This window comes from Cycloclasticus sp. (assembly GCF_019090545.1).
In the GTDB taxonomy this organism is placed as follows: Bacteria; Pseudomonadota; Gammaproteobacteria; order Methylococcales; family Cycloclasticaceae; genus Cycloclasticus; species Cycloclasticus pugetii.
This window is the reverse complement of the sequence record NZ_JAHRVT010000035.1, coordinates 21484-42514: the sequence shown is the minus strand read 5'-3', so window position 1 is coordinate 42514 and position 21031 is coordinate 21484. Positions and strand designations below refer to the sequence as shown.

At 42.7% G+C, this 21031-nt stretch carries 17 protein-coding genes; 5 read left to right on the top strand and 12 right to left on the bottom strand.

Annotated features, from left to right (window positions below; genetic code table 11):
* Positions 1–41 precede the first annotated feature (41 nt).
* On the top strand, positions 42–1427 hold the full coding sequence (locus KUG63_RS08920) for a TolC family outer membrane protein (protein WP_287554887.1): 1386 nt from the start codon (positions 42–44) through the stop codon (positions 1425–1427).
* 96 nt (positions 1428–1523) lie between these two features.
* On the opposite strand, the gene KUG63_RS08915 is transcribed toward KUG63_RS08920, so the two are convergent.
* Positions 1524–2225, bottom strand: a complete 702-nt coding sequence (locus tag KUG63_RS08915; protein WP_015006833.1) for a transglutaminase-like cysteine peptidase — start codon at positions 2223–2225, stop codon at positions 1524–1526.
* A 24-nt stretch (positions 2226–2249) separates the two neighbouring features.
* Positions 2250–4154 carry a LapD/MoxY N-terminal periplasmic domain-containing protein gene (locus KUG63_RS08910; protein ID WP_287554885.1) on the bottom strand — a complete coding sequence of 635 codons (1905 nt, stop codon included), beginning with the start codon at positions 4152–4154 and terminating at the stop codon, positions 2250–2252.
* 267 nt (positions 4155–4421) lie between these two features.
* Here KUG63_RS08910 and KUG63_RS08905 point away from each other — a divergent pair, with 267 nt between their 5' ends.
* The 4 genes from KUG63_RS08905 (at position 4422) to KUG63_RS08890 (ending at position 9177) form a co-directional block, all read left to right on the top strand.
* Complete coding sequence (locus KUG63_RS08905; protein WP_287554884.1) at positions 4422–5684, top strand: 6-phosphofructokinase; 1263 nt, start codon at positions 4422–4424, stop codon at positions 5682–5684.
* A gap of 372 nt (positions 5685–6056) precedes the next feature.
* The gene (locus KUG63_RS08900) at positions 6057–7004 is read left to right on the top strand and encodes a bile acid:sodium symporter family protein (protein WP_016390901.1); all 948 of its coding nucleotides are present in this window, start codon (positions 6057–6059) and stop codon (positions 7002–7004) included.
* 48 nt (positions 7005–7052) lie between these two features.
* A complete protein-coding gene (locus KUG63_RS08895; protein WP_287554882.1) occupies positions 7053–7646 on the top strand; it encodes a DoxX family protein in 594 nt (197 codons plus the stop codon).
* Between the two features lie 7 nt (positions 7647–7653).
* A complete protein-coding gene (locus KUG63_RS08890; protein WP_073023200.1) occupies positions 7654–9177 on the top strand; it encodes an FMN-binding glutamate synthase family protein in 1524 nt (507 codons plus the stop codon).
* Here the strand turns inward: KUG63_RS08890 and cobB are convergent.
* From cobB to KUG63_RS08840, 10 genes are all read right to left on the bottom strand, one after another.
* On the bottom strand, positions 9169–9873 hold the full coding sequence (gene cobB / locus KUG63_RS08885) for a Sir2 family NAD+-dependent deacetylase (RefSeq protein ID WP_015006839.1): 705 nt from the start codon (positions 9871–9873) through the stop codon (positions 9169–9171). The genes KUG63_RS08890 and cobB overlap by 9 nt on opposite strands.
* Positions 9860–10705, bottom strand: a complete 846-nt coding sequence (locus KUG63_RS08880; RefSeq protein ID WP_287554880.1) for an NAD-dependent epimerase/dehydratase family protein — start codon at positions 10703–10705, stop codon at positions 9860–9862. Before KUG63_RS08880 ends, cobB begins: the two co-directional genes overlap by 14 nt.
* Before the next feature lie 2 nt (positions 10706–10707).
* Positions 10708–11946, bottom strand: a complete 1239-nt coding sequence (locus tag KUG63_RS08875; protein WP_287554878.1) for a glycosyltransferase — start codon at positions 11944–11946, stop codon at positions 10708–10710.
* 73 nt (positions 11947–12019) lie between these two features.
* A complete protein-coding gene (fusA, locus tag KUG63_RS08870) occupies positions 12020–14104 on the bottom strand; it encodes an elongation factor G (RefSeq protein WP_015006842.1) in 2085 nt (694 codons plus the stop codon).
* A 133-nt stretch (positions 14105–14237) separates the two neighbouring features.
* Complete coding sequence (locus tag KUG63_RS08865; protein WP_015006843.1) at positions 14238–14861, bottom strand: glutathione S-transferase family protein; 624 nt, start codon at positions 14859–14861, stop codon at positions 14238–14240.
* A gap of 86 nt (positions 14862–14947) precedes the next feature.
* Positions 14948–16246, bottom strand: a complete 1299-nt coding sequence (locus KUG63_RS08860; RefSeq protein ID WP_015006844.1) for an ammonium transporter — start codon at positions 16244–16246, stop codon at positions 14948–14950.
* On the bottom strand, positions 16247–16585 hold the full coding sequence (locus KUG63_RS08855) for a P-II family nitrogen regulator (RefSeq protein ID WP_015006845.1): 339 nt from the start codon (positions 16583–16585) through the stop codon (positions 16247–16249). It abuts the gene before it with no gap.
* Between the two features lie 138 nt (positions 16586–16723).
* Positions 16724–17911 (bottom strand): hypothetical protein, encoded by a 1188-nt coding sequence (locus KUG63_RS08850; protein ID WP_015006846.1) that lies wholly within the window; start codon positions 17909–17911, stop codon positions 16724–16726.
* Positions 17912–17928: 17 nt separating this feature from the next.
* A complete protein-coding gene (locus KUG63_RS08845) occupies positions 17929–18705 on the bottom strand; it encodes an outer membrane lipoprotein-sorting protein (RefSeq protein ID WP_015006847.1) in 777 nt (258 codons plus the stop codon).
* Positions 18702–20999 carry an efflux RND transporter permease subunit gene (locus tag KUG63_RS08840; protein ID WP_015006848.1) on the bottom strand — a complete coding sequence of 766 codons (2298 nt, stop codon included), beginning with the start codon at positions 20997–20999 and terminating at the stop codon, positions 18702–18704. Before KUG63_RS08840 ends, KUG63_RS08845 begins: the two co-directional genes overlap by 4 nt.
* Between the last annotated feature and the right edge of the window lie 32 nt (positions 21000–21031).

The window sequence follows — 21031 nt, the reverse complement described above, 5'->3', positions numbered from 1 at the left end:
CATATGATTTCTATATATAAAAATTAAACCTAGAGGAAACTATGAGCCTTAAACTAAAAATAGCTGTAAGTGGCATTTTGGCACTCAGCCTTCATTCAGCAAGTGCTGAGACATTGCAAGATGCAATTCAATACACTATCAATGAAAACCCAGAAATTCAAGCGGCTAAATCAGAACGTTTAGCCGTTGAGCAGGAAATCAGTCAGGCTAAAGCTGGCTACTTTCCAACTGTAGACATTGCTGTTGGTGCTGGTTGGGAGCGCTCTTTCAACTCTTCAACAAAGGCAGATGGTTCTGAGTCAAAATCTCTTGGTAGAGATGAAGCCTCTATCCAAGTCAGACAGATGATCTACGACGGGTTTGCGACGGCCAGTGAGGTTAACCGCCAAACGGCTAGAACAAACTCTCGTGCTTATACAGTTTTTGGCCAAGCAGAAATTACTGCCCTCAACGCGGTTGAAGCCTATATTAATGTTTTACGTCGCGAAGAACTATTGGCATTAGCTGAAGAAAACTTAGCGGTTCACCAAAGCACCAACGAACAAATTTCCTCACGGAGTAGTCGTGGTGTTGGGCGCAGGGCAGATGTCGAGCAATCAACAGGCCGTTTATCACTAGCGCAAAAAAATGTTTTATCAGAAGTGGGTAATTTAAAAGACGCTCAGACCGCTTATTTAAGAATAGTTGGCCGCTTACCTTCCGAGTTAGAACCTATCACTCCACCTGAAGACGCCTTACCAGCCACCTTCGACCAAGCGGTTGATAGCGCCATTGCTAACCACCCCATTTTAAAGTCAGCAAATTCAGATATTAAATCCGCTATTGCACAGCACGCAACAGCAAAAACAGCCTTTTTACCACGTGTTGATCTTGAGCTCAGCGCTACGCACAACAAAGATATTGATGGTATTGAAGAGGTCAATGAAGATGCCTCTGCAATGCTTCGCTTGCGTTACAACTTATTCAACGGTGGTAAAGATGCTGCTCGTCGTAAAGAAACCGCTCAACTGGTCAATCAGGCAAAAAGTATAAGAGATAACACATACCGCCAAGCCGTAGAAAGTATGCGACTATCATGGATTGCTCATCAAACGGTGAAAAATCAAATGGCGTTTTTTGAAAGCCACCGTGATTCAAGCATTAAAAGTAATGAAGCTTACCAAAAGCAATTTAATATTGGTCGTCGTTCGCTATTAGATTTACTAGACTCTGCTAACGAAATGTTTGTTGCTAAAAGCGCTTACACTAATGCTAAATACGACGAGCTATTCTCACAATTCAGAATCCTTGCCAGCGCAGGCGCATTAAATAATTACCTCAACATTTCATTACCTGAAGAGACTGCCATCTTACCCGAGGTTCAACCTTGGATTGGCGCTTCACAAAGAGGAAAAGTAACGCCTACTTATTCAGCAGCCACTGAGTAGTTACTAACGTAAACAAACTAAAAAGCCATTAACTTTTGTTGATGGCTTTTTTTTGACTTACTTTTAAAACATATAATCCAAATTCCTATTAGAGAACTAGAATTTATTAACTCTCATTCTGCTTTTCAAACCTCCCCATTTATTTAAACGATCCGAACCTCCCAATTTCTTTCCGGTCCCTCGCGACTTTGCCAACCATAGACCCGAACCGTTAAAGCTATAGACAGGTAATAGGTCTCGCCGCATAGATGCCGGAGAAATAGCTGGTTTTAAATTATCTAACACCGCTGGAATACTGCCTGGTTTTTCAAAGTACGTCAGCACCATATGTGCTTGATCCAACTCAATGGCCTTCACATAGGTGATTCGCATCTTGCTGTCTGGGACACCCAACTCAATAAGCGTAAAATACTTAGCAATTGAGTAATCCTCACAATCCCCCGCCCCTTTAGATAAGGCCTCTAATGGTGTTGCCCAATAATCAACTAATCCCCATAACTCATCATCATCCACAAACTCAAGCTGTTGATTAAAGAAGTCATTAACCCGCTCCAGTTTTTCTTTTTCAGGTAGATTTTTTGCCGACTGAATCAGGCCTTGCCAGGCTAACACCCTGTTTGACGCATGCTTACCATATTTCATTTCCACCTTGGCGATAAGCTCTGAACTAAAATTTAGTGCCGCTGGAGAGACCACAACAACCACCAAGCAAAACAAAAAAACGATAAGCTGTAACCAAGCGCTGCACGGACGCTTAGAACCCCTGTTGGCAACCGCTTGTTGGCAGATCGTGTTCATATAGCAGATCAATCGTTTTATAGACTAACGACTAGCGCCTAAAACACCCATTTTTGTTAAACAGGCAATGTCTTCATCGGCCTGAATATTCTCTGCTAACACCTGAATATCTAATAACTCTCCTATTTCAAGCATTGTTTTTACAAACTCACGTTTCTCAACATCCTGCGCAATACCGTTACCAAGGTCTCGGGCCAGACGAATATAGTCAGGCTTTAACTCTTTAACTGCCTGGGGCAACATTGACTGCGTCTCGAATCGCTTAATAAGAACCTTGGCATTATGTTTACGTATAAAGTGAATAAATTCTTTATACACACCAATCTCTTTATTAACGGCATACGCCGACAAGCTAAAAACTAACTGACCTGCAACCGTCTGGTTTTGATTTAACAAAACTGTCAACCAGCCCCTAAAATCACTACTCTTTACCGTTCTGCTGGATAAGTTAATGGCTATTTGATTGGAAATATTACTCTCTTTGATATGATCAATGACTCGAGACACCACCCCTTTATCGAGGTCTACAATCTTTACAAACTTTTCGGCTATCGAAACAAAGGTGCCAATTGAAAGCACATCACCATTCTTATCAAGTGCTTCAGAAAAGGCATCTTGCATCAACACATCCGCCGTTTGGAGGTTCTCCGTTGTGCTGACATAGGAGACTTTAAAGTCATCATTATCAACAATATCAAACACCAACTCCTTCCATTCAGCCATATCCTTCGCTCGATCTTTACCTTTTCGAAGGTAGTAGCTATTAGCACCAATAAGCTGCGCTTGTTCATACGCTTCATTAGCAGCCAACAAAATATTGTTTTTCGGACTAAATGGGTCAAAGGCCGCAACGCCTATATGTGCGATATCTTTTTTATTATATTGCTCGCCCAATTCAGTAAATGAAGTGCTTAATGATCGAGCTAATCTTTCTGACTGATCAACTGTTGCACCGCGCATTAACAACACAAACTCTGAACCAAAAAAACGATATGCGTCGATATCCACCGAAGAGTCAACGCTCGTTTTTGATTTTAATATTTCAGCAAAATCCTTAATAAATTGATCTATCGTATCAGGGCCTAACTCTTTGACTAAACTTGTTAAAGCATCTATTTTTATCATAAAAACAAAAGCCTCTTCATGTGAGCTTTGCACTTCTTTCAGCCTCAGTTCAAAACTGCTTTTTTTACTTAACCCAGTCAACTCATCCAGTTGAAGTTTCTTACCAATGTTCTCTAGTTTTGTGTTCAGGTTTTGAATGACACGTTCTAACTTTTTAGACATTACATTCATCGACAAAGCCACCTTTCGAACCTCAGTTGTCCAAGGTAAGCGCTTAATCATATCGAAATGCCCTGTCGATATCGTTTCTGCCATGACGCCAATTCTTTTCAGCGAAGACAAGGTTATTTGCAACACCAACAACAACAAAACAATCGATGCAGCAAAAACCATAAGCGAGTAATAGAAACTCGTTTTCACTTGCTCATAAAGTTTAAAATACGCATAGCCAGGATTAATTGTTACCGAAATAGTGCCACTGATACTCCAACCAGAACTAATTTCACTGTCGGCACGAGCTGTTTGCATGGGCACAAAATCAATAAACCACTGAGGAACTGAAGCAAATGTTTTATCATTCCTCAGTGTTACCAAACTCTGCCCTGTCACATCAACCAGCTTAATTTCCTTGTAATAACCACGATCAAATATTGCTTTCATCATTGTTTCAAGTACGGGGTCTTGAGTGTCCACCATATAGGGGCTAAGTGATAAGCCCAATGAGGTCGCCGTATCTTGCGCATGAATTTGTGACTCCCCTTCCAAATAGCTTCTTATATTGTTTACACTCAATACAAAATTCACACTGAAAATAATCAGAAATAGCGCAGAGATAAGAATCAGTAATTGTTTAGATAACGACATGCTTATACACCTTCTCAAGTAGGTTTTTGATCGGCAATGACTCAATCGTTAACGCAAGTCAACGCATCACCGCCAGACGTTCTTAACTATAGCGCAAATCTGGCATTATTCCTTAAACGTTAAGCGCCAATTGTTTCTGTTATTCTAAACAAAAGTTCAGGCTAACCCGCATTACATAGCTTATTAATCACCACTGTTTTTCAAATATGCTGACGATATGATCATTCAGCATTTATAATGCGCCCTCTACAAATTATCTGGTGATATATGACCACTAAAAATGCTTTTTACGCTCAATCTGGCGGTGTCACCGCTGTTATCAATGCAAGCGCCTGCGGGCTCATTGAAACTGCACGTCAACATGGCGATAAAATAGGCAAGGTATACGCAGGCCGTAATGGCATTATTGGCGCCTTGACCGAAGACCTTATAGACACATCGTTAGAGTCTGATGAAGATATTGCCGCCTTACGTTATACCCCTTCAGGTGCATTTGGTTCATGTCGTTATAAATTAAAAAGCTTTGAAGAAAACCGCGCTGAATACGAACGTCTTATTGCTGTTTTCAAAGCTCATAATATTGGTTATTTCTTTTACAATGGCGGCGGTGATTCACAAGACACCACGCATAAACTTTCCCAATTAAGTCAATCATTAGGACATGACTTGCGTTGTATCGGCATTCCAAAAACTGTCGACAACGATTTACCGCTTACTGATAACTGCCCAGGATTTGGCTCCGTTGCCAAATATGTGGCAGTTTCAATACGTGAGGCTGGCTTTGACGTTGCCTCAATGGCACGCACATCAACCAAGGTATTTGTACTTGAAGTAATGGGCCGGCATGCGGGTTGGATTGCCGCAGCTGGTGGGTTGGCAGCTGAAAGAGAAGGTGAGTCACCACATATTATTTTGTTTCCTGAGATTACGTTTGACCAAGAAAAATTTCTAACCAAAGTTGAGAGCACTGTTAAAAAACATGGCTTCTGCTGCATCGTTGTTTCTGAAGGAGTTAGGAATCCTGACGGAACGTTTTTAGCGGAGGCTGGCACCCGTGATGCCTTTGGTCATGCCCAACTAGGTGGTGTCGCTCCGGTAGTTGCTGACATGATTAAAACTGCCCATGGCTACAAATACCATTGGGCTGTGGCAGATTATTTACAACGTGCCGCACGCCATATCGCCTCTAAAACCGATGTAGACCAAGCCTATGCGATGGGCAAAGCCGCGGTTGAGCTGGCGCTTGACGGAAAAACCGCTGTCATGCCAACCATTGTTCGCACCAGCAATAATCCATACCAATGGGAAATAGGTGTTGGCGAATTAAAAGACGTTGCTAATATTGAGCAAATGCTTCCTCCGCATTACATCAGTGAAGATGGTTTTGGCATTACCGCTGAATGTGAAGAATACTTGCGACCTTTAATTATGGGTGAAGACTCTCCTCCTTACGTTAATGGCCTCCCCCAATACGTTCGCTTGAAAAACTTACCGGTTGAAAAAATACTTAACGAGCCGTTTGACCTGTAACTAACGCTACAATACTTACCTTCTATTAGACGATGACGTTACCTGCCTATTTAAGCAAACTAATTATTTCTTATTAGGCAGAAAATCACTTAGTCCTCGATTCCCTGTGAGCACTATAAGCGCTTACAGCTAGCGACTGGCCGCTCATTAACCATGCGTAATCTTGGTTACAGGATGGCGAACCAGCCCGTCAATTGATGAAGGAGGCAGCTAAATTAAGCGATAGTCTTTTAATGCCCTTATCAACCGCCTTACTCTCTATTGCATAAACCACATTCCACATACAAAATACTATCGAACCCACACTGCTATTGCCGCGTTTAATCCATAAATAGCTGTGTTATTTGCTGCTAAACACTTATCCTTAAGCCCATGAAACTACTTAACCTCATTTCTCGCGGCATGGCGCCATTAACGCTCATATGCGCTGTGATCGCATTTTATCAACCCGCTATTTTTTTAATTTTTAAAGATTATTTTCTCTGGTTTTTTGCCGCCTCTATGTTTGCCTTGGGCGTAGTGTTAAAACCTGATGAATTAAAAACAACAATAAAAACTCCCAAACCGATCTTAATTGGTATCTTAAGCCAATACAGTATTATGCCCCTACTCGGCGCGACCGCCGCTTGGTTGGCCGGTTTACCAGCAGAAATAGCTTTAGGCGTTATTATTGTCGGTTGCGCACCCGGCGCAATGGCCAGTAATGTTATCGTATTCTTGGCCGGCGGAGCCGTCGCTTTCTCTGTCACGCTCACCACCATAGCAACATTCTTATCGCCTGCCTTAACTCCATTATTAGTTGAATGGTTAGGCGGCACTTACCTGCCAATTCCCTTTTGGCCGATGATGAGAACCATCTTACTAACGGTTTTACTGCCACTCACCTTTGGCATGCTGATTAGAAAAACCCTAGGTCAACATGCAAGGCCGCTCATTGAGTTCGCCCCTTCTATGGCTTCACTGGCCATTATTATTATCTGCGCTTATGCCGTTGCTGCTAACCACGACCGTTTAAATAGCATTACCCCTGAGTTGTTTTTAGTTATTATTTCCGTCAATGCACTGGGTTATTTACTCGGTTGGAGCATTGCAAAGTTTTCTCACTTTAGCGCCCCTTATCGCTTAACACTCGCGATAGAAATCGGCATGCAGAATGCGGGCTTAGGCGTGGCACTTGCCCTTAAACACTTTTCCCCCGAAACAGCCTTACCCGGTGCGTTGTTTGCTGTTTGGTGCATCCTAACCGGTGCGGGTGCTAGCGCTTGGCTACGCCACAAACAACGGTTAAACGCGTTAACAAACGAGGCAGAAAGAACTTAGTTTATCAATGGGTCTATTTTACTGACCGAAATAAATTAAGGACTACCCATGATTAAATGTATTAACAAACTTCAATCTGTCTTAAATAGTACTCGCTCAGTGGATTTTTTGGCACCGTTGGCATTAAGGCTCTATCTTGCACCCATTTTTTGGCTCGCTGGCACCCAAAAATTAGCGGCTTTTGATAGCACTGTCGACTGGTTTGGCAATGCTGATTATGGCTTGGGCTTACCTTTCCCCTATTTTATGGCTGCTGCTGCAACTTGGGGAGAAATTATTGGCGCCGTTCTTTTACTTATTGGGCTTGCTGTTAGGTGGGTTTCTATTCCGTTAATGATCACCATGGCTGTTGCTGCTGTGACCGTGCATTTACCCAATGGTTGGTTAGCCATTGCTGAAGGCAGCGGCTTGTTTGCCAATGAGCGAACTCGTGGCGCTGTTGAGCGTCTCAACGTTGCAAAAGAGATTCTTCATGAACACGGGAATTACAACTGGCTCACCGAGAATGGTAGTGTCGTTATCTTGAATAATGGTATTGAATTTGCGAGCACTTATTTCATCATGTTACTTGTACTATTTTTTATGGGTGCGGGAAAATACCTTAGTTTAGATTTTTGGATTGCTAAAAAATTTAAGGGATAATTAAATTATGGATAGTCTATTTTCAATGAATGTTGCACTTTATTTATCAAGATCCATTGAGTTCTTAAGTGCTGCCTTTGTCTTTGCGTTGACCGCATTCCTCATACTTTCGGTTATTCTTTACGTCAAAGACCGCACGCAAAAAAAATCGACTATTTTAAGAAACTACCCGCTCATAGGCCGCTTTAGGTTCTTGTTTGAAAAGGGAGGCGAATTTTTTCGACAATATTTCTTTGCCATGGACCGTGAAGAACTGCCTTTTAACCGCGCTCAACGTAGCTGGGTTTACCGGGCTGCGAAAAATTTAGATGCCACCGTAGCTTTTGGTTCAACCAAAGACCTACGACAGCCCGGTGCTATTATTTTCGTTAATTGCCCCTTTCCAAAACTGGAACATGAAAACGCTGCCTTAGGCCCAATCATGATAGGCCCCTATTGCAACAAACCATATTCAACGTCATCGGTTTTTAATATTTCGGGAATGAGTTTTGGCGCTATTTCCAAGCCTGCAGTACAGGCGCTTTCACACGGCGCTAAAAAAGCCGGCTGTTGGTATAACACCGGCGAAGGTGGCCTGTCCCCTTACCATTTGGAAGGTGATTGTGACCTGGTTTTTCAAATTGGCACTGCTAAATATGGCGTTCGCGATCAGCACGGACAATTAAGTGATGAGAAACTCGAATCGATTGCCCGACACCATCAAGTTAAAATGTTTGAAATTAAGCTCAGCCAAGGGGCTAAACCAGGAAAGGGAGGCATTTTACCCGGTTTAAAAGTCAGCCAAGAAATTGCCGATATTCGTGGCATACCCGCCGGTATGGATTCAATCAGCCCAAACCGTCACGTTGATGTTAATTCAACCACTGAGCTTTTGGATTTAATTGAACATGTCCGCCATGTAACCGGCAAACCGGTTGGCTTTAAAACCGTTGTCAGTTCGTGGCAATGGCTTGAGGAGCTGTGTGAATTAATCTGTTCTCGTGGCGAAGAATCCGCTCCCGACTTTATCACTATTGATGGTGGCGATGGCGGAACCGGTGCAGCGCCTATGTCATTAATTGATAATGTCGGGCTAACGCTTACTGAGTCATTACCAGCGGTTGAGAATACCCTTCTTAAATATGGCCTTCGTAAACGTATTCGTATTATCGCTTCCGGCAAACGTATTAACCCTGCTGAGGTCGCTTGGGCTTTGTGCGCAGGCGCTGACTTTATCACCTCAGCACGTGGTTTTATGTTTGCTCTCGGCTGCATACAAGCCCTGCAATGCAATAAAAACACCTGTCCAACGGGCATCACTACACACAACCGTGACCTACAACGTGGTCTCGATCCAGCGAATAAAGCAAATCGCGTTGCTAATTATCAAAAGAACTTAGTTAAAGAGGTGTCTACTATTGCTCATTCGTGCGGTGTTTCAGGGCCAAGACGCTTACACCGGCACCACGCTCGTATCGTCATGCCAGATGGCATGTCCATTCCATTAAACGAGTTACAGCCTTACCCTGACACCGCTATTAAATTACATTAATTGGCGTAAGTAGCTTGCAACGACTTCACTTGCAGGGCCATAGATTTTTTCTTTAAACTCTGACTCAACTTGAGAGGGCTCAAGGTTAAGCTCTACTGTATGGGCTCCGGCTTGATTAGCCATTTCTACAAAACCTGCAGCAGGATATACATTGCCCGATGTCCCTATTGACAGAAACAAGTCACATTCGATAATCGCTCTGTAAATCTCATCCATTTGATAGGGCATTTCGCCAAACCAAACGATATCTGGTCGCAGGGTCTTTTGTTGTCCGCAGCACTCACACACCGAGTCTTCATTTAAATTTTCATAAACTGTAAATCGTTTTTCGCTCTGCTTACAAAAACACTTCAATAACTCGCCGTGCATATGGATAATATTTTTTGTGCCTGCTCGCTCATGTAAATTATCTATATTCTGCGTTACCACTAATACAGACAGTTCATTGTTTTTTTCTAGCTCAGCGATTGCAAGATGCGCCTCATTTGGTTTCACCTCGCCACTTAATAACTGCTGCCGACGCATATTATAAAAACGGTGAACCAATGCCGGGTTTCTTGCAAAGCCTTCAGGCGTAGCCACCTCTTCTATTCTATGCTCTTCCCAAAGCCCATCACTGGCTCTAAAGGTTTTAATGCCTGACTCCGCCGATACCCCTGCACCGGTTAATATAACGATTGATTTAGCGTTCTTCATTCATCAAAGCCTCATAGCCTTGTTCATAGCTCGCATACTTAAACTGGTAGCCGCCCTCGGTTAATTGCCGACTATCTATTCGCTTATTACGACTAGCCGTTTTATCTAATATCTTTGCACTACAAGAGGCTAACCCTAGTTTTTTTGTGATATAGCTTGCCACATTCCATTTTTCGGCAGGATCTAGGTCAGAGGCCAAATAAATACGCTCTAAGCCTTCACCATTCAACTGCTTAGTTAGCAAAAATTCAAGTACGCCGATACAGTCTTCTCGATGAATTCGGTTTGTATAATATGGAGGGACTTTTTGAATCTCTATGCCTCTTTTAAGCTGATTTATAAAGTAGTTTGAACGCCCATAAATTCCAGAAAACCTAATCACTGTTGCATGCTCATTAAATGCTAAAAACAGGCCTTCAGCTTGCAACAAAAGCCGCCCTCTTTCGTCCATTGTCTCTGTTACTGACTGTTCATTCACCCACTCCCCTTGTTGCTGAGCATATACCCTTGTGGATGATATAAAAAATATCGGTAGCGTCGGGTTTTGCTGTTTTAATGCACTTAGCACCTGCTCTACCCCTATTTTAAACACATCTTTGTATGCAGAAATGTCTCGCCCTGTAGGAGACAATATATAAACAAGGCCATCAACATTAAAGTCTAACGCACCCACCTGTTCAGCATTCGTCACATCTGCCTGAATAAAATGAATATCTGAGGACTGAGTCTGCAAGGTTCTTCTCACCCCAGTAACTTCATGCCCTGTCGCCGCCAGCCTTTCAGCTAACCCCATGCCTACATCACCACACCCCATCACCATGATTTTCGCCATAATTATTCTTTTCTTTTATTTTTTTCTTCTATCCAAAGAGACATGTATTTTGTGCTTTTCATTAAATGATGTTTCAGCATAGCACCTTGAAAGTTATGCTGACGATGGGCGGCTAACTGATCTTTCACCGATATAATCCTTTCTATTAGCGGCTGCATAAACCGTGTTGATGAATAACACTGTTGCAATATATCCATACCTTGCGATTGGCATGTTTGCCACATCGACTTATTTGCATACAACTTCACTGCTAAGTCTGCAAACGCCTGCGGCTCATCTTCAACAAAACCGTTCCATGGCAAATCTCCATGCATAGCCTCTGCCCCTACTGATGAGGTAACGCTCGGCGTACCGTTCTCCATCGCATCTAATAATTTGCCTTTCAAGCCCGCTCCAAAACGCAACGGCGCTAAACATACTCGCGCACGTTGCATCACGGTTGTTACATTATCTGCCCGTCCTTTTATATAGAAACCATCTTTTTCTTTATTCAGCTGAAACGCTTTGGGGGGTGGATAGGCACCATAAATGAATAACTCTGCTGCCGATAACTGCTGCCTAATACGCGGCCATATTTCTTGCTTTAAATACTGCACAGAGTCCCAATTTGGCGCGTGCTTAAAATTACCAATACAGATAAAGCCGTTTCGCTCTTCATAGCTAGGCCAATTGTTAGCCTTATTCTGGGCATCTTTAGTATCTACCATAAAGGGGTGGTAATGAATCAAGGACTCATCCACTTTAAATACCGAGCTCAATAACGTCATCTCATAGCTTGAGATAATTAATGTTAGGTCTGTACGCAAAATACTCGCAATCTCTCGATAAGCGACATCGTTCATTAAATCAGCCTGCTTAAACTCCCTAGCTTTTTTTACTGCTATCTCACGTGCACTGCGTAAACAGTGTAGGTCTGATGTTTCCAGCATCGACATCGCTGTTGGGCAATGCTTTTCTACCCGCCAAGAGAATTGTTCTTCCACCATAAAGCGGTCATACAGAACGATATCTGGCGATAAATTGCTGATAAATACATCAAATGTAGCATCATTAACCGCAATACTTTGTCGTTTAATATTGAGCGACTCAAGCGGGTAACAATGCTCAGACGCCATTGCTGTGCAAGCATAGGTGATGGACCAGCCTTGCGCGTGAAACTGCTTTAATAAATCCATCATTCGCCGGCCCGCTGCAGACGATGTAGGCTCTGGCCAAAGAGCGGCGACAATTAATACCTTCATACGTTTATTTTATAGTGTTGCATAAAAAAGGGCCGGTAAAAACCAGCCCTTTTATTATTTACCGCGTACTAACTTATTTATTAGCTTCACGCTCTTTGGCTTCTTTAATCACTTCTTCAGCCACGTTTTTAGGACAAGGCATATAGTGAACAAACTCCATAGAGAACTGACCACGGCCTGATGTCATCGTACGTAAGTCACCAATGTAACCAAACATTTCGCTAAGTGGTACTTCAGCCTTAATACGTACACCTGTTGCGCCCGCATCTTGAGACTTGATCATGCCACGGCGACGGTTAAGGTCACCAATAACGTCACCGACGTGATCGTCTGGTGTGAACACGTCCACTTTCATGATCGGCTCCATTAACTGCGCGCCTGCTTTAGGCATAGATTGACGGTACGCACCATTCGCTGCTAATTCAAACGCAACGGCTGATGAATCCACTGCATGGAAACCACCATCCATTAAGGTTACTTTAACGTCTACACAAGGGTAGCCCGCTAACACACCTTTTGCCATTTGCTTTTCGAAGCCTTTTTCAACCGCAGGCCAGTATTCACGAGGAACATTACCACCGGTTACTTTTGATTCAAAACTAAAGCCTTCACCGGTTTCAGCTGGTTCTAGAACATAATCAATTTTACCAAATTGGCCTGAACCACCTGATTGTTTCTTATGTGTGTAGCTATCTTCTAAGCGCTTAGTAATGGTTTCGCGGTACGCCACTTGTGGTTTACCCACGCTAACATCAACACCATGGGTACGCTTAAGAATATCGATTTTAATATCTAAGTGAAGTTCACCCATTCCTTTAAGAATAGTTTCACCACTGTCTTCGTCTGTTTCAACACGGAAGGATGGGTCTTCTTTGATCATTTTACCGATCGCAATACCCATTTTTTCTGAGCCGCCTTTATCTTTAGGTGACACAGCAATAGAGATCACTGGATCAGGGAATACCATTGGTTCTAAGGTTGCTGGGTTTTTAGGGTCACATAATGTATGACCTGTTTGTACATCTTTCATGCCTACAACAGCCACAATATCACCAGCCACAGCACCGTCTAGCTCAATACGCTCATCGGCGTGCATCTCAACTAGACGACCAATTCGTTCCGTTTTGCCCGTAAAGGTATTTAAAACAGTATCCCCTTTATTCATTACCCCTGAGTAGATACGGATAAATGTTAAGGCACCAAAACGGTCATCCATGATTTTAAATGCTAACGCACGTAATGGACCTTTTTCGTCAACGATCGCAAAATTACCTGTTTCTTTACCTTCGTCATCTGTTTCTGGTTGAGGTTTCACTTCTGTTGGATTCGGTAAGAAGTCTACAACTGCATCCAATACTAATTGAATACCTTTGTTTTTAAAGGCAGAACCACAATATGTTGGGAAGAAGTCAAGTGCGATTGTTCCTTTACGGATACAACGTTTGATGTCGTCCATAGAAGGTTCTTCACCTTCAAGGTATGCTTCCATCAAGTCATCGTCTTGCTCAACCGCCATTTCAATAAGCTTTTCACGGTACTCTTCAACCTTATCAGCCATGTCAGCTGGAGGCTCACTCACTGTGTAGTTTTCAGGCTGACCAGAATCATCCCAAACGTATGCTTTACGTGTTAACAAATCAACAACACCTGTGAAGTCATCTTCAATACCAATTGGTAACACCATGACTAATGGATTAGCATCCAGCACATTCTCAACTTGATCAACCACACGGTAGAAATCAGCACCCATACGATCTAGCTTATTCACAAAAATAACACGAGCTACTTCAGATTCATTCGCATAACGCCAGTTTGTTTCTGACTGAGGCTCAACACCACCAGAACCACAGAAAACACCCACACCACCATCAAGCACTTTTAAAGAACGATACACTTCGATTGTGAAATCAACGTGTCCCGGTGTGTCGATAATGTTCATGCGGTGACCGTTCCACTCACAAGATGTTGCTGCAGATTGAATCGTAATTCCACGCTCAGCTTCTTGCTCCATAAAATCAGTTGTCGCTTCACCATCGTGAACCTCACCCGTTTTATGAATTTTGCCGGTTAATTTTAAGATACGTTCTGTCGTGGTGGTTTTACCCGCATCCACGTGGGCGAAAATACCAATATTTCTGTATTTGGATAAGTCAGTCATAAGTCTACGAAGGTTAAGTTAATAAAATGTTATCCAAACATCGCTTCCACGCTTACACCGAAAGTTAAGTAGTTTGAATGAACTCACTATTGTAGCACCTAAGTTAAGTCTATGAATAGACCAGAATTTATTATTAATTCGCCGCCGTCTCTCTATCCACGACTCTACCGAGTGATGGCCTTGCGCTAATTCGGTCACGGTAAGCGTCTAACTCTTTAGAGCCGGTGGGCATATCAAACGCCTTTGCCCAAAGAAGCGTCTGCGCCACTAGAATATCAATTGCAGAAAACGACTCACCTAAGGCAAACGTTTTATTCTCTAAACGCTGCGCCAATACCTTACAAGCTTTTAAAAACTCCCAACGCGCAATCTGAAGAATTTCCGGTACACGCTTCTCTTCAGGAAAAACAAACGTATGCTTTCCAGTCGTCCATAACGGCTGCTCTAACTCTGTGAGCACAAAGAAACACCATTCGTCATATTTTGCCCTTTGCTTGCTATTTGGCATTGGCACTAAATTTGACGCAGGATACTTATCTCCCAAGTACGTCATAATAGCCGCTGATTCTGTTAGTACAAAACCGTCGTCATCAATCGCTGGCACCTTGCCATCTGCGTGAACCTTTAGATAATCCTCCGCCTGCCCAGCTCCTTTTAACAACTCTATTTTGATGTACTCATAATCGACACCTAACTCTTCCAGCATCCAAACTACACGCGTGCTTCTCGACCTTGGGTAACCATATAATTTAATCATCGTGCTCTCCTAATTTTTCTTATAGCGTGTCCAGACCTCGCATAAAAAACCCGGCTAAGCCGGGCTTTTTATCTCGCTTATTTTGTTTACAGGTTGTAACCCGTTTCCTCATGCGAAACAACATCCAGTCCTTGCTGCTCCGCTTCTTCATCCACTCGCAGACCGCCGGTTAAAGCACCAACAAGTTTCAAAATAATGTAGGTGGAGACAGCTGTAAACACGATGGTTGTTACTACACCAATTGCTTGAACAGATAACTGGCCTGCTATTGTTGTAATACCATCGGCAAAACCATAACCGCTAAAAACACCTAACTGGGTGGATGCAAACACAGCAACTACTAAGGACCCTAAAATCCCCCCAACACCATGCACGGGAAAAACGTCTAATGAATCATCAATCTTCAACACACGCTTAATGTACTGTGTGGCGCCAAAACAAACCATTCCCGCCAACAAACCAATGATAAGCGCACCACCTGGGCCCACAAAACCTGACGCAGGTGTAATCGTACCTAAACCTGCAACCATCCCGGTAACGGCACCCAAAGCACTGGGTTTACCAAATCTTTTCCACTCAATAGCCATCCAGGTAAAGGCCCCCATAGAGGCGGAAATATGCGTCACAATGATGGCCATTGCTGCATCACCATTGGCAGCCAAGGCGCTACCACCATTAAAGCCAAACCAACCCACCCAGAGCATACCTGCACCAGCAATCGTCATTGTTAAATTATGAGGAGGCATTGCTGTTGCTGGGAAGCCTTTCCTAGGGCCAATAACAAGTGCTGCCACTAAGGCCGCAACACCGGCTGTGATATGCACAACAATACCACCGGCAAAGTCATAAACACCCAATGCGCTTAACCAACCACCACCCCAAACCCAATGGGTAACGGGCACATAAACAACCAACAGCCAGATAGCACTGAATAACAGCATCGCAGAAAATTTCATTCTTTCTGCGAAGGCACCCACGATCAATGCAGGAGTAATAACCGCAAAGGTCATCTGGAACATTGCAAATAATGCTTCTGGAATATCGCCCGACAACGTTTCACGGCTAATACCAGAAAACATCACCCTTGATAAATCACCAATCCACGCATTACCTTCGCCAAACGCAAGACTATAACCGACAATTAACCATAATACAGACGAGACACAGGTAATCATAAAGCACTGCATAAACACAGACAGTACATTCTTAGTACGTACCAGTCCCGCATAAAACATTGATAGGCCGGGGATGGTCATAAAAAGCACAAGTGCTGTAGACGTTAAAATCCATGCAGTATTGGCACCGTTTAATTCCTCAGCACTGGCTAAAGTCGGCAAAAACAACAGACTTAAAAAGAGACAGCTATCAATTCCCCTGATCTTCATTTACAAAGCCTCAACGCCTGTTTCTCCGGTACGAATTCGAATTGCTCTTTCTAGATTCGTTACAAAAATTTTGCCATCGCCAATTTTTCCAGTATTCGCCGCATTAATAATTGCATCAATTGCACTGTCTAACTGCTCTGTCGAAACCGCAATCTCTAACTTTACCTTTGGCAAAAAATCAACGACGTATTCAGCCCCACGATATAATTCTGTATGGCCGCGCTGACGGCCAAAACCCTTAACTTCTGTTACAGTAATTCCTTCAAATCCCGCAGCAGATAGAGCCTCTCGCACATCTTCTAATTTAAACGGCTTGATAATGGCTGTTATTAATTTCATACAAAACCTTTTATTATTAATTTAATTTTTCGATTCTGCATCAAAGCCGAGCATTCATCAACCTATTTTGGTGCAAACTGTTGATAGCCGCCTCTTAGCAAAAGCGGCTATCAATTAAAAATTGGCAACAAGGGTTGATTAAAAGTGGCGTGCAAACTCCAGTTGAATAACATCGTCCTGGCGAAAAGGTGCAAGTGCATCATTGCTAGCAGCGGATATGAATCGCGCCTCTACACTTAATACCCAACTAACACCAATACGCCGGCTTCCCTCAAGGCTATAGAACTGAGTGTTTTGGTCAACATCAGCAATAACGCCAAATAATAGCTCACTTGACGCCGCGTCATTCATTGCTAAACGAGCACCCACAAATATATCATTATCAAAAGCAACGTCTGCACCGCGATCATCGTACAAATATTCCGCTATCAGACCAACATCAGCAGCAGACTCCATAACACCCACAAAAGTATATTCAAAACCACCTGTAAACGCGTTAAATGTTTCACCCTGTCCACTACGGTGTATCAATTCAACCTTCCAAAGCCACTCATCGAGCGTTGCTTGTACGTCTAGGCCGGTTTGATTAATAAGGTCGTAAAAAGGAACCAACGCGATACCACCCGCGGTCGCTGTAGGAATAATTCTTGGCTCACGGCTCGTGCCATAAAAGTGGGAGACCCCAACATCCCAATCATCAAACGTTTGACTCCAGCGCACAGCATAATCCACATGCTTATCCTTAGAATCAGATTGATAAGCGGTATGATCGTCTATCGCCGGTGTTGGGCGAAAACGCCCCTCATTGCCTGAAAAAGTTCGCTCTCTAAAACCCGGCAGTACAAATAAATCAACTGTTCCCCAGTCTTTAATAAGCGACAAGTTAAGCATGGTTTGTCCAAGCTTATCTTCACCGTCAAAGTTTTCAACCATATCGGACTGATTAATAATATCCACTAAGTGCTGTGATTCAGTCACCCCCCAAAACACTTTGCCAACACCTAAGCGCACCTCCCAGTCTCGCTCGGCATGAATCCACATCAGCTCACGCAAATCTATATGTGTGCGTTGAGGATCTTGCTCATCCCAACGAAAAAATGAGCTAAAGATAAAGGCATCATCGCCATCATTCCAACTGTGATAAAACTCCGGCGCGGCTGAAAACGATACGCTTGCGTCATTAAACTGCTGCTGATCTAGAGCTGACTGCGTGAAATAGCGATACTCCCCCGCTACATACCCAGACCACTCGCTTGCGAAACCGGACGATAAGAAGGCGACCCCGCCTACCAACAGGCCGCCTACCATTGCTTTTTTAAAGCTCATTGACTTGTACTCAGTTATTAGCGCGCTCGTTTTAAGCTGCTTTTATTAAAGTCACGATCAGACAAACCTTTTTGAAACTCGTAGTTTGAAAAATCCAAGCGCGTCTCTTTTTTTGTTTGATGGTTCACCGTGTTTAATGAATCAGGCCGCCAATATTTACCCATATACTGCTGGTAGCCGGTTGCTGTCGTCGTTTTTAACAAGGTATTTTTACGATCATAATATTCAATTTTTAACGGTTGATACTTTTCTTTACTAATCCAAGCAATTAAACGCGTATATCCTGAATACTTATAGTTAGGCTTAGATTCAACAACAAACACCTCTTCACCATTAATGACTTCATCGCGTAAGTACAAATAGCTGAACTTTGCCACCTCACGAGATGATAAGTCTTCAAAGGCAAACTCACTACCCATAAAAGGGCCTGATTTGTTTTTAGATGAAATACGCTTTACTCGTTTTAAAGCTGGCAAATATAACCACTGATCATCTGCCTCTAAAATATGTGTGAAGGATAAAAAAGCGGTGCCTTTAATATCAGCTGGCTCATCAAAAATAGTTAAGCCCTTATCGCCGTCGCCTTCTACCTCAAGGTTTTTAGATCGCATTTTTCTAATACTGACATCACCATTTGCATTCTTTAGTGTCATCACCATATCTGACGTCATATCGCCAAAACCTGCATCCCTCTTATCACCTTCTACCGCTATTTCCATGCCTTTTTCTTCCGGCGTTTGCGCGCTGGCCATTAACGGCAACAAAAGCACCAATAAACTGACTAATTTTTTCATGTTTTTTCCTTATCTAGTTTGAGTAATAAAATAGGTAACAACAGCAAGTCCACCACTAACGCAATCACAATAATCCATGTAGTTAACGTGGCCATGTCTGAATTAAGCGCAAAAGGTGACATCATTAAAACACCAAAGCCAGCACTAAGGATCAGTGTACTAATAGTTAACGCTTTGCCAACGTGGGTAAACGCATAGGTAATCGATTCTTCAGTGCTATAGCCCTTTTCACGCTTGGCACGTAAGTACTTACTTAAAAAATGCACCGTGTCATCTACCACAATACCCAGAGTCATACTGACGACCGATGCCAAGGCCATGTTCACCTCAACATACAATAAGCCCCACAAACCAAAACCAATAATGACGGGGACCAAATTCGGCACCAAACTTAAAAAGCCAATTCTGATAGAACGAAGTGCAAAAACTAGAATCATCGAGATAAGCACTAACGCCAATATAGAGCCACTAAGCATGCTTTTGATGTTTTTTTCTGTCAGGTGGGCGAATATTAAAATCGCCCCTGAACCTTTTGCTTGCATACTTGCGGGCAAATGGTCCTGCATCCATTGTTGCACACGCTGTTCAAAATCTAACAGCTCAACATTACTCATCTCCTCTACACCCGCTACCAAAAGGGTAGCTGATTTATCAATGTTGACCTGATTATTTAAATCTAAACCATAGGGCAATGACATTTCATATAACAGTAAATACTGCGCAGCCATTTCTCTACTTTCTGGCAACTTATACCAAGCGGGGTCATCCCCATGCATATTCTTATTCAACCGCTTTAAGGTATCGCTTAAAACATACGTATTAATAATTTCTGGTTGTTCTTTAAGCCACTGGGCAAACAGCGCTAAATGCTCTAGATATTGCGGATCACTAATGCCGCCCTTACCTTCAGCTGGTAAAGAAAACGATATTTGAAATAGACCACCAACGGATTGATTAGCAAAATCAGAATCACCTCTAAACTCTACAGACTCATCAAAATATTTAAGAAATTGCTCTTCTGGTTTATTTAACGTAGCAGCATAAGCTGCAACCAACACAACCCCTGCTGACAAAAACAATATAATATTTTGGTAACGAATAACAAACCTAGAAAAAGAAGCTAAGCGCTCTACAGCAATATCTTCTCCCGCTTTCACGCGGACTGGCAGATAACTCATCATCGCTGGTAAAAAAGTTAGCGACAGACAAAAGGAAACAAACACACCCACTGCCACTAAGTTACCTAGATCATTAAAAGGTGGGGATTCACTAAAGTTCAAGCATAAAAAACCAATCATCGTGGTGGCGCTTGTTAAAAATATAGGTTGTAAATTAATCCGTATACTCTCAAGCAAAGCCTCTTGCTTTGGAACTTTATGCTGCAAGCCATACATAAAAGTAACCAGCAAATGAACACTATTAGCAACCGCTAGTACCATAATCATTTGCGCCGATGAAATAGAAGCGGGTGTTAATTTTATGCCGGCATAACCGCCTAAACCCAAGGCAATAACATCGGAAAAAATAACGATCAATGTAATGCCTATTACTGCACTAAGGCTGCGCAATAACACAAACATAATAACAACCATCAAAAGCAAACTTACCGGCACTAACAAGGATAAATCATTCTCCCCCGCTTCAACAAAGGCATTATTTAAAAACGCTATGCCGGTAATATAAAAATTAACATTAGGGTAAGCCTTCTCAAACTTAGCCACCATGTCACGTGTGCTAGACACAACGTCTTTTAGCTCTTTATCCGCGTCAACTTTTGGGTATTCAATGGTAATATTCAATGCCGTAACACGGCCATCGGCAGAGACTAACCTCTTCAATAGTAACGGGTCTGACAAACCGACTTGCTTAATTGTTTCGATATCCACAGCCAGTAAATCTTCGGCTTCCTCATACAAGCTCTCAACAACTAAATCATCGTCTTCTGCATAGGTATTCTGGAAATTTTGCAGCGAATCCACACGTCTAGAATGTGGGGTTTGCCAAGCGGATGTTGTCAGCTCTTCGAGAAGCTTAAGCACCTCTGGCTGAAAAACATCGCCTGTTTTTGGCTCAATTAAAATGAAGACGTTATCTGACTTTGTATAGGTATTTTCAACCTTATCGTAAGCCAATAACTCAGGGTTATCATCGGTAAAAAAAGCACGGTAATCATTATCAAACCCTAAATACTGCACACCATTGCCAGCCGCTAGCAACACCAATAGGCTAACTGCAATAATCCATCCACGATACTTAATAACCCACTGACTAAAATAGCCTTCTAAACGTTCCATCTAACGGTTTCTCTCTAACATCTTTATTAACA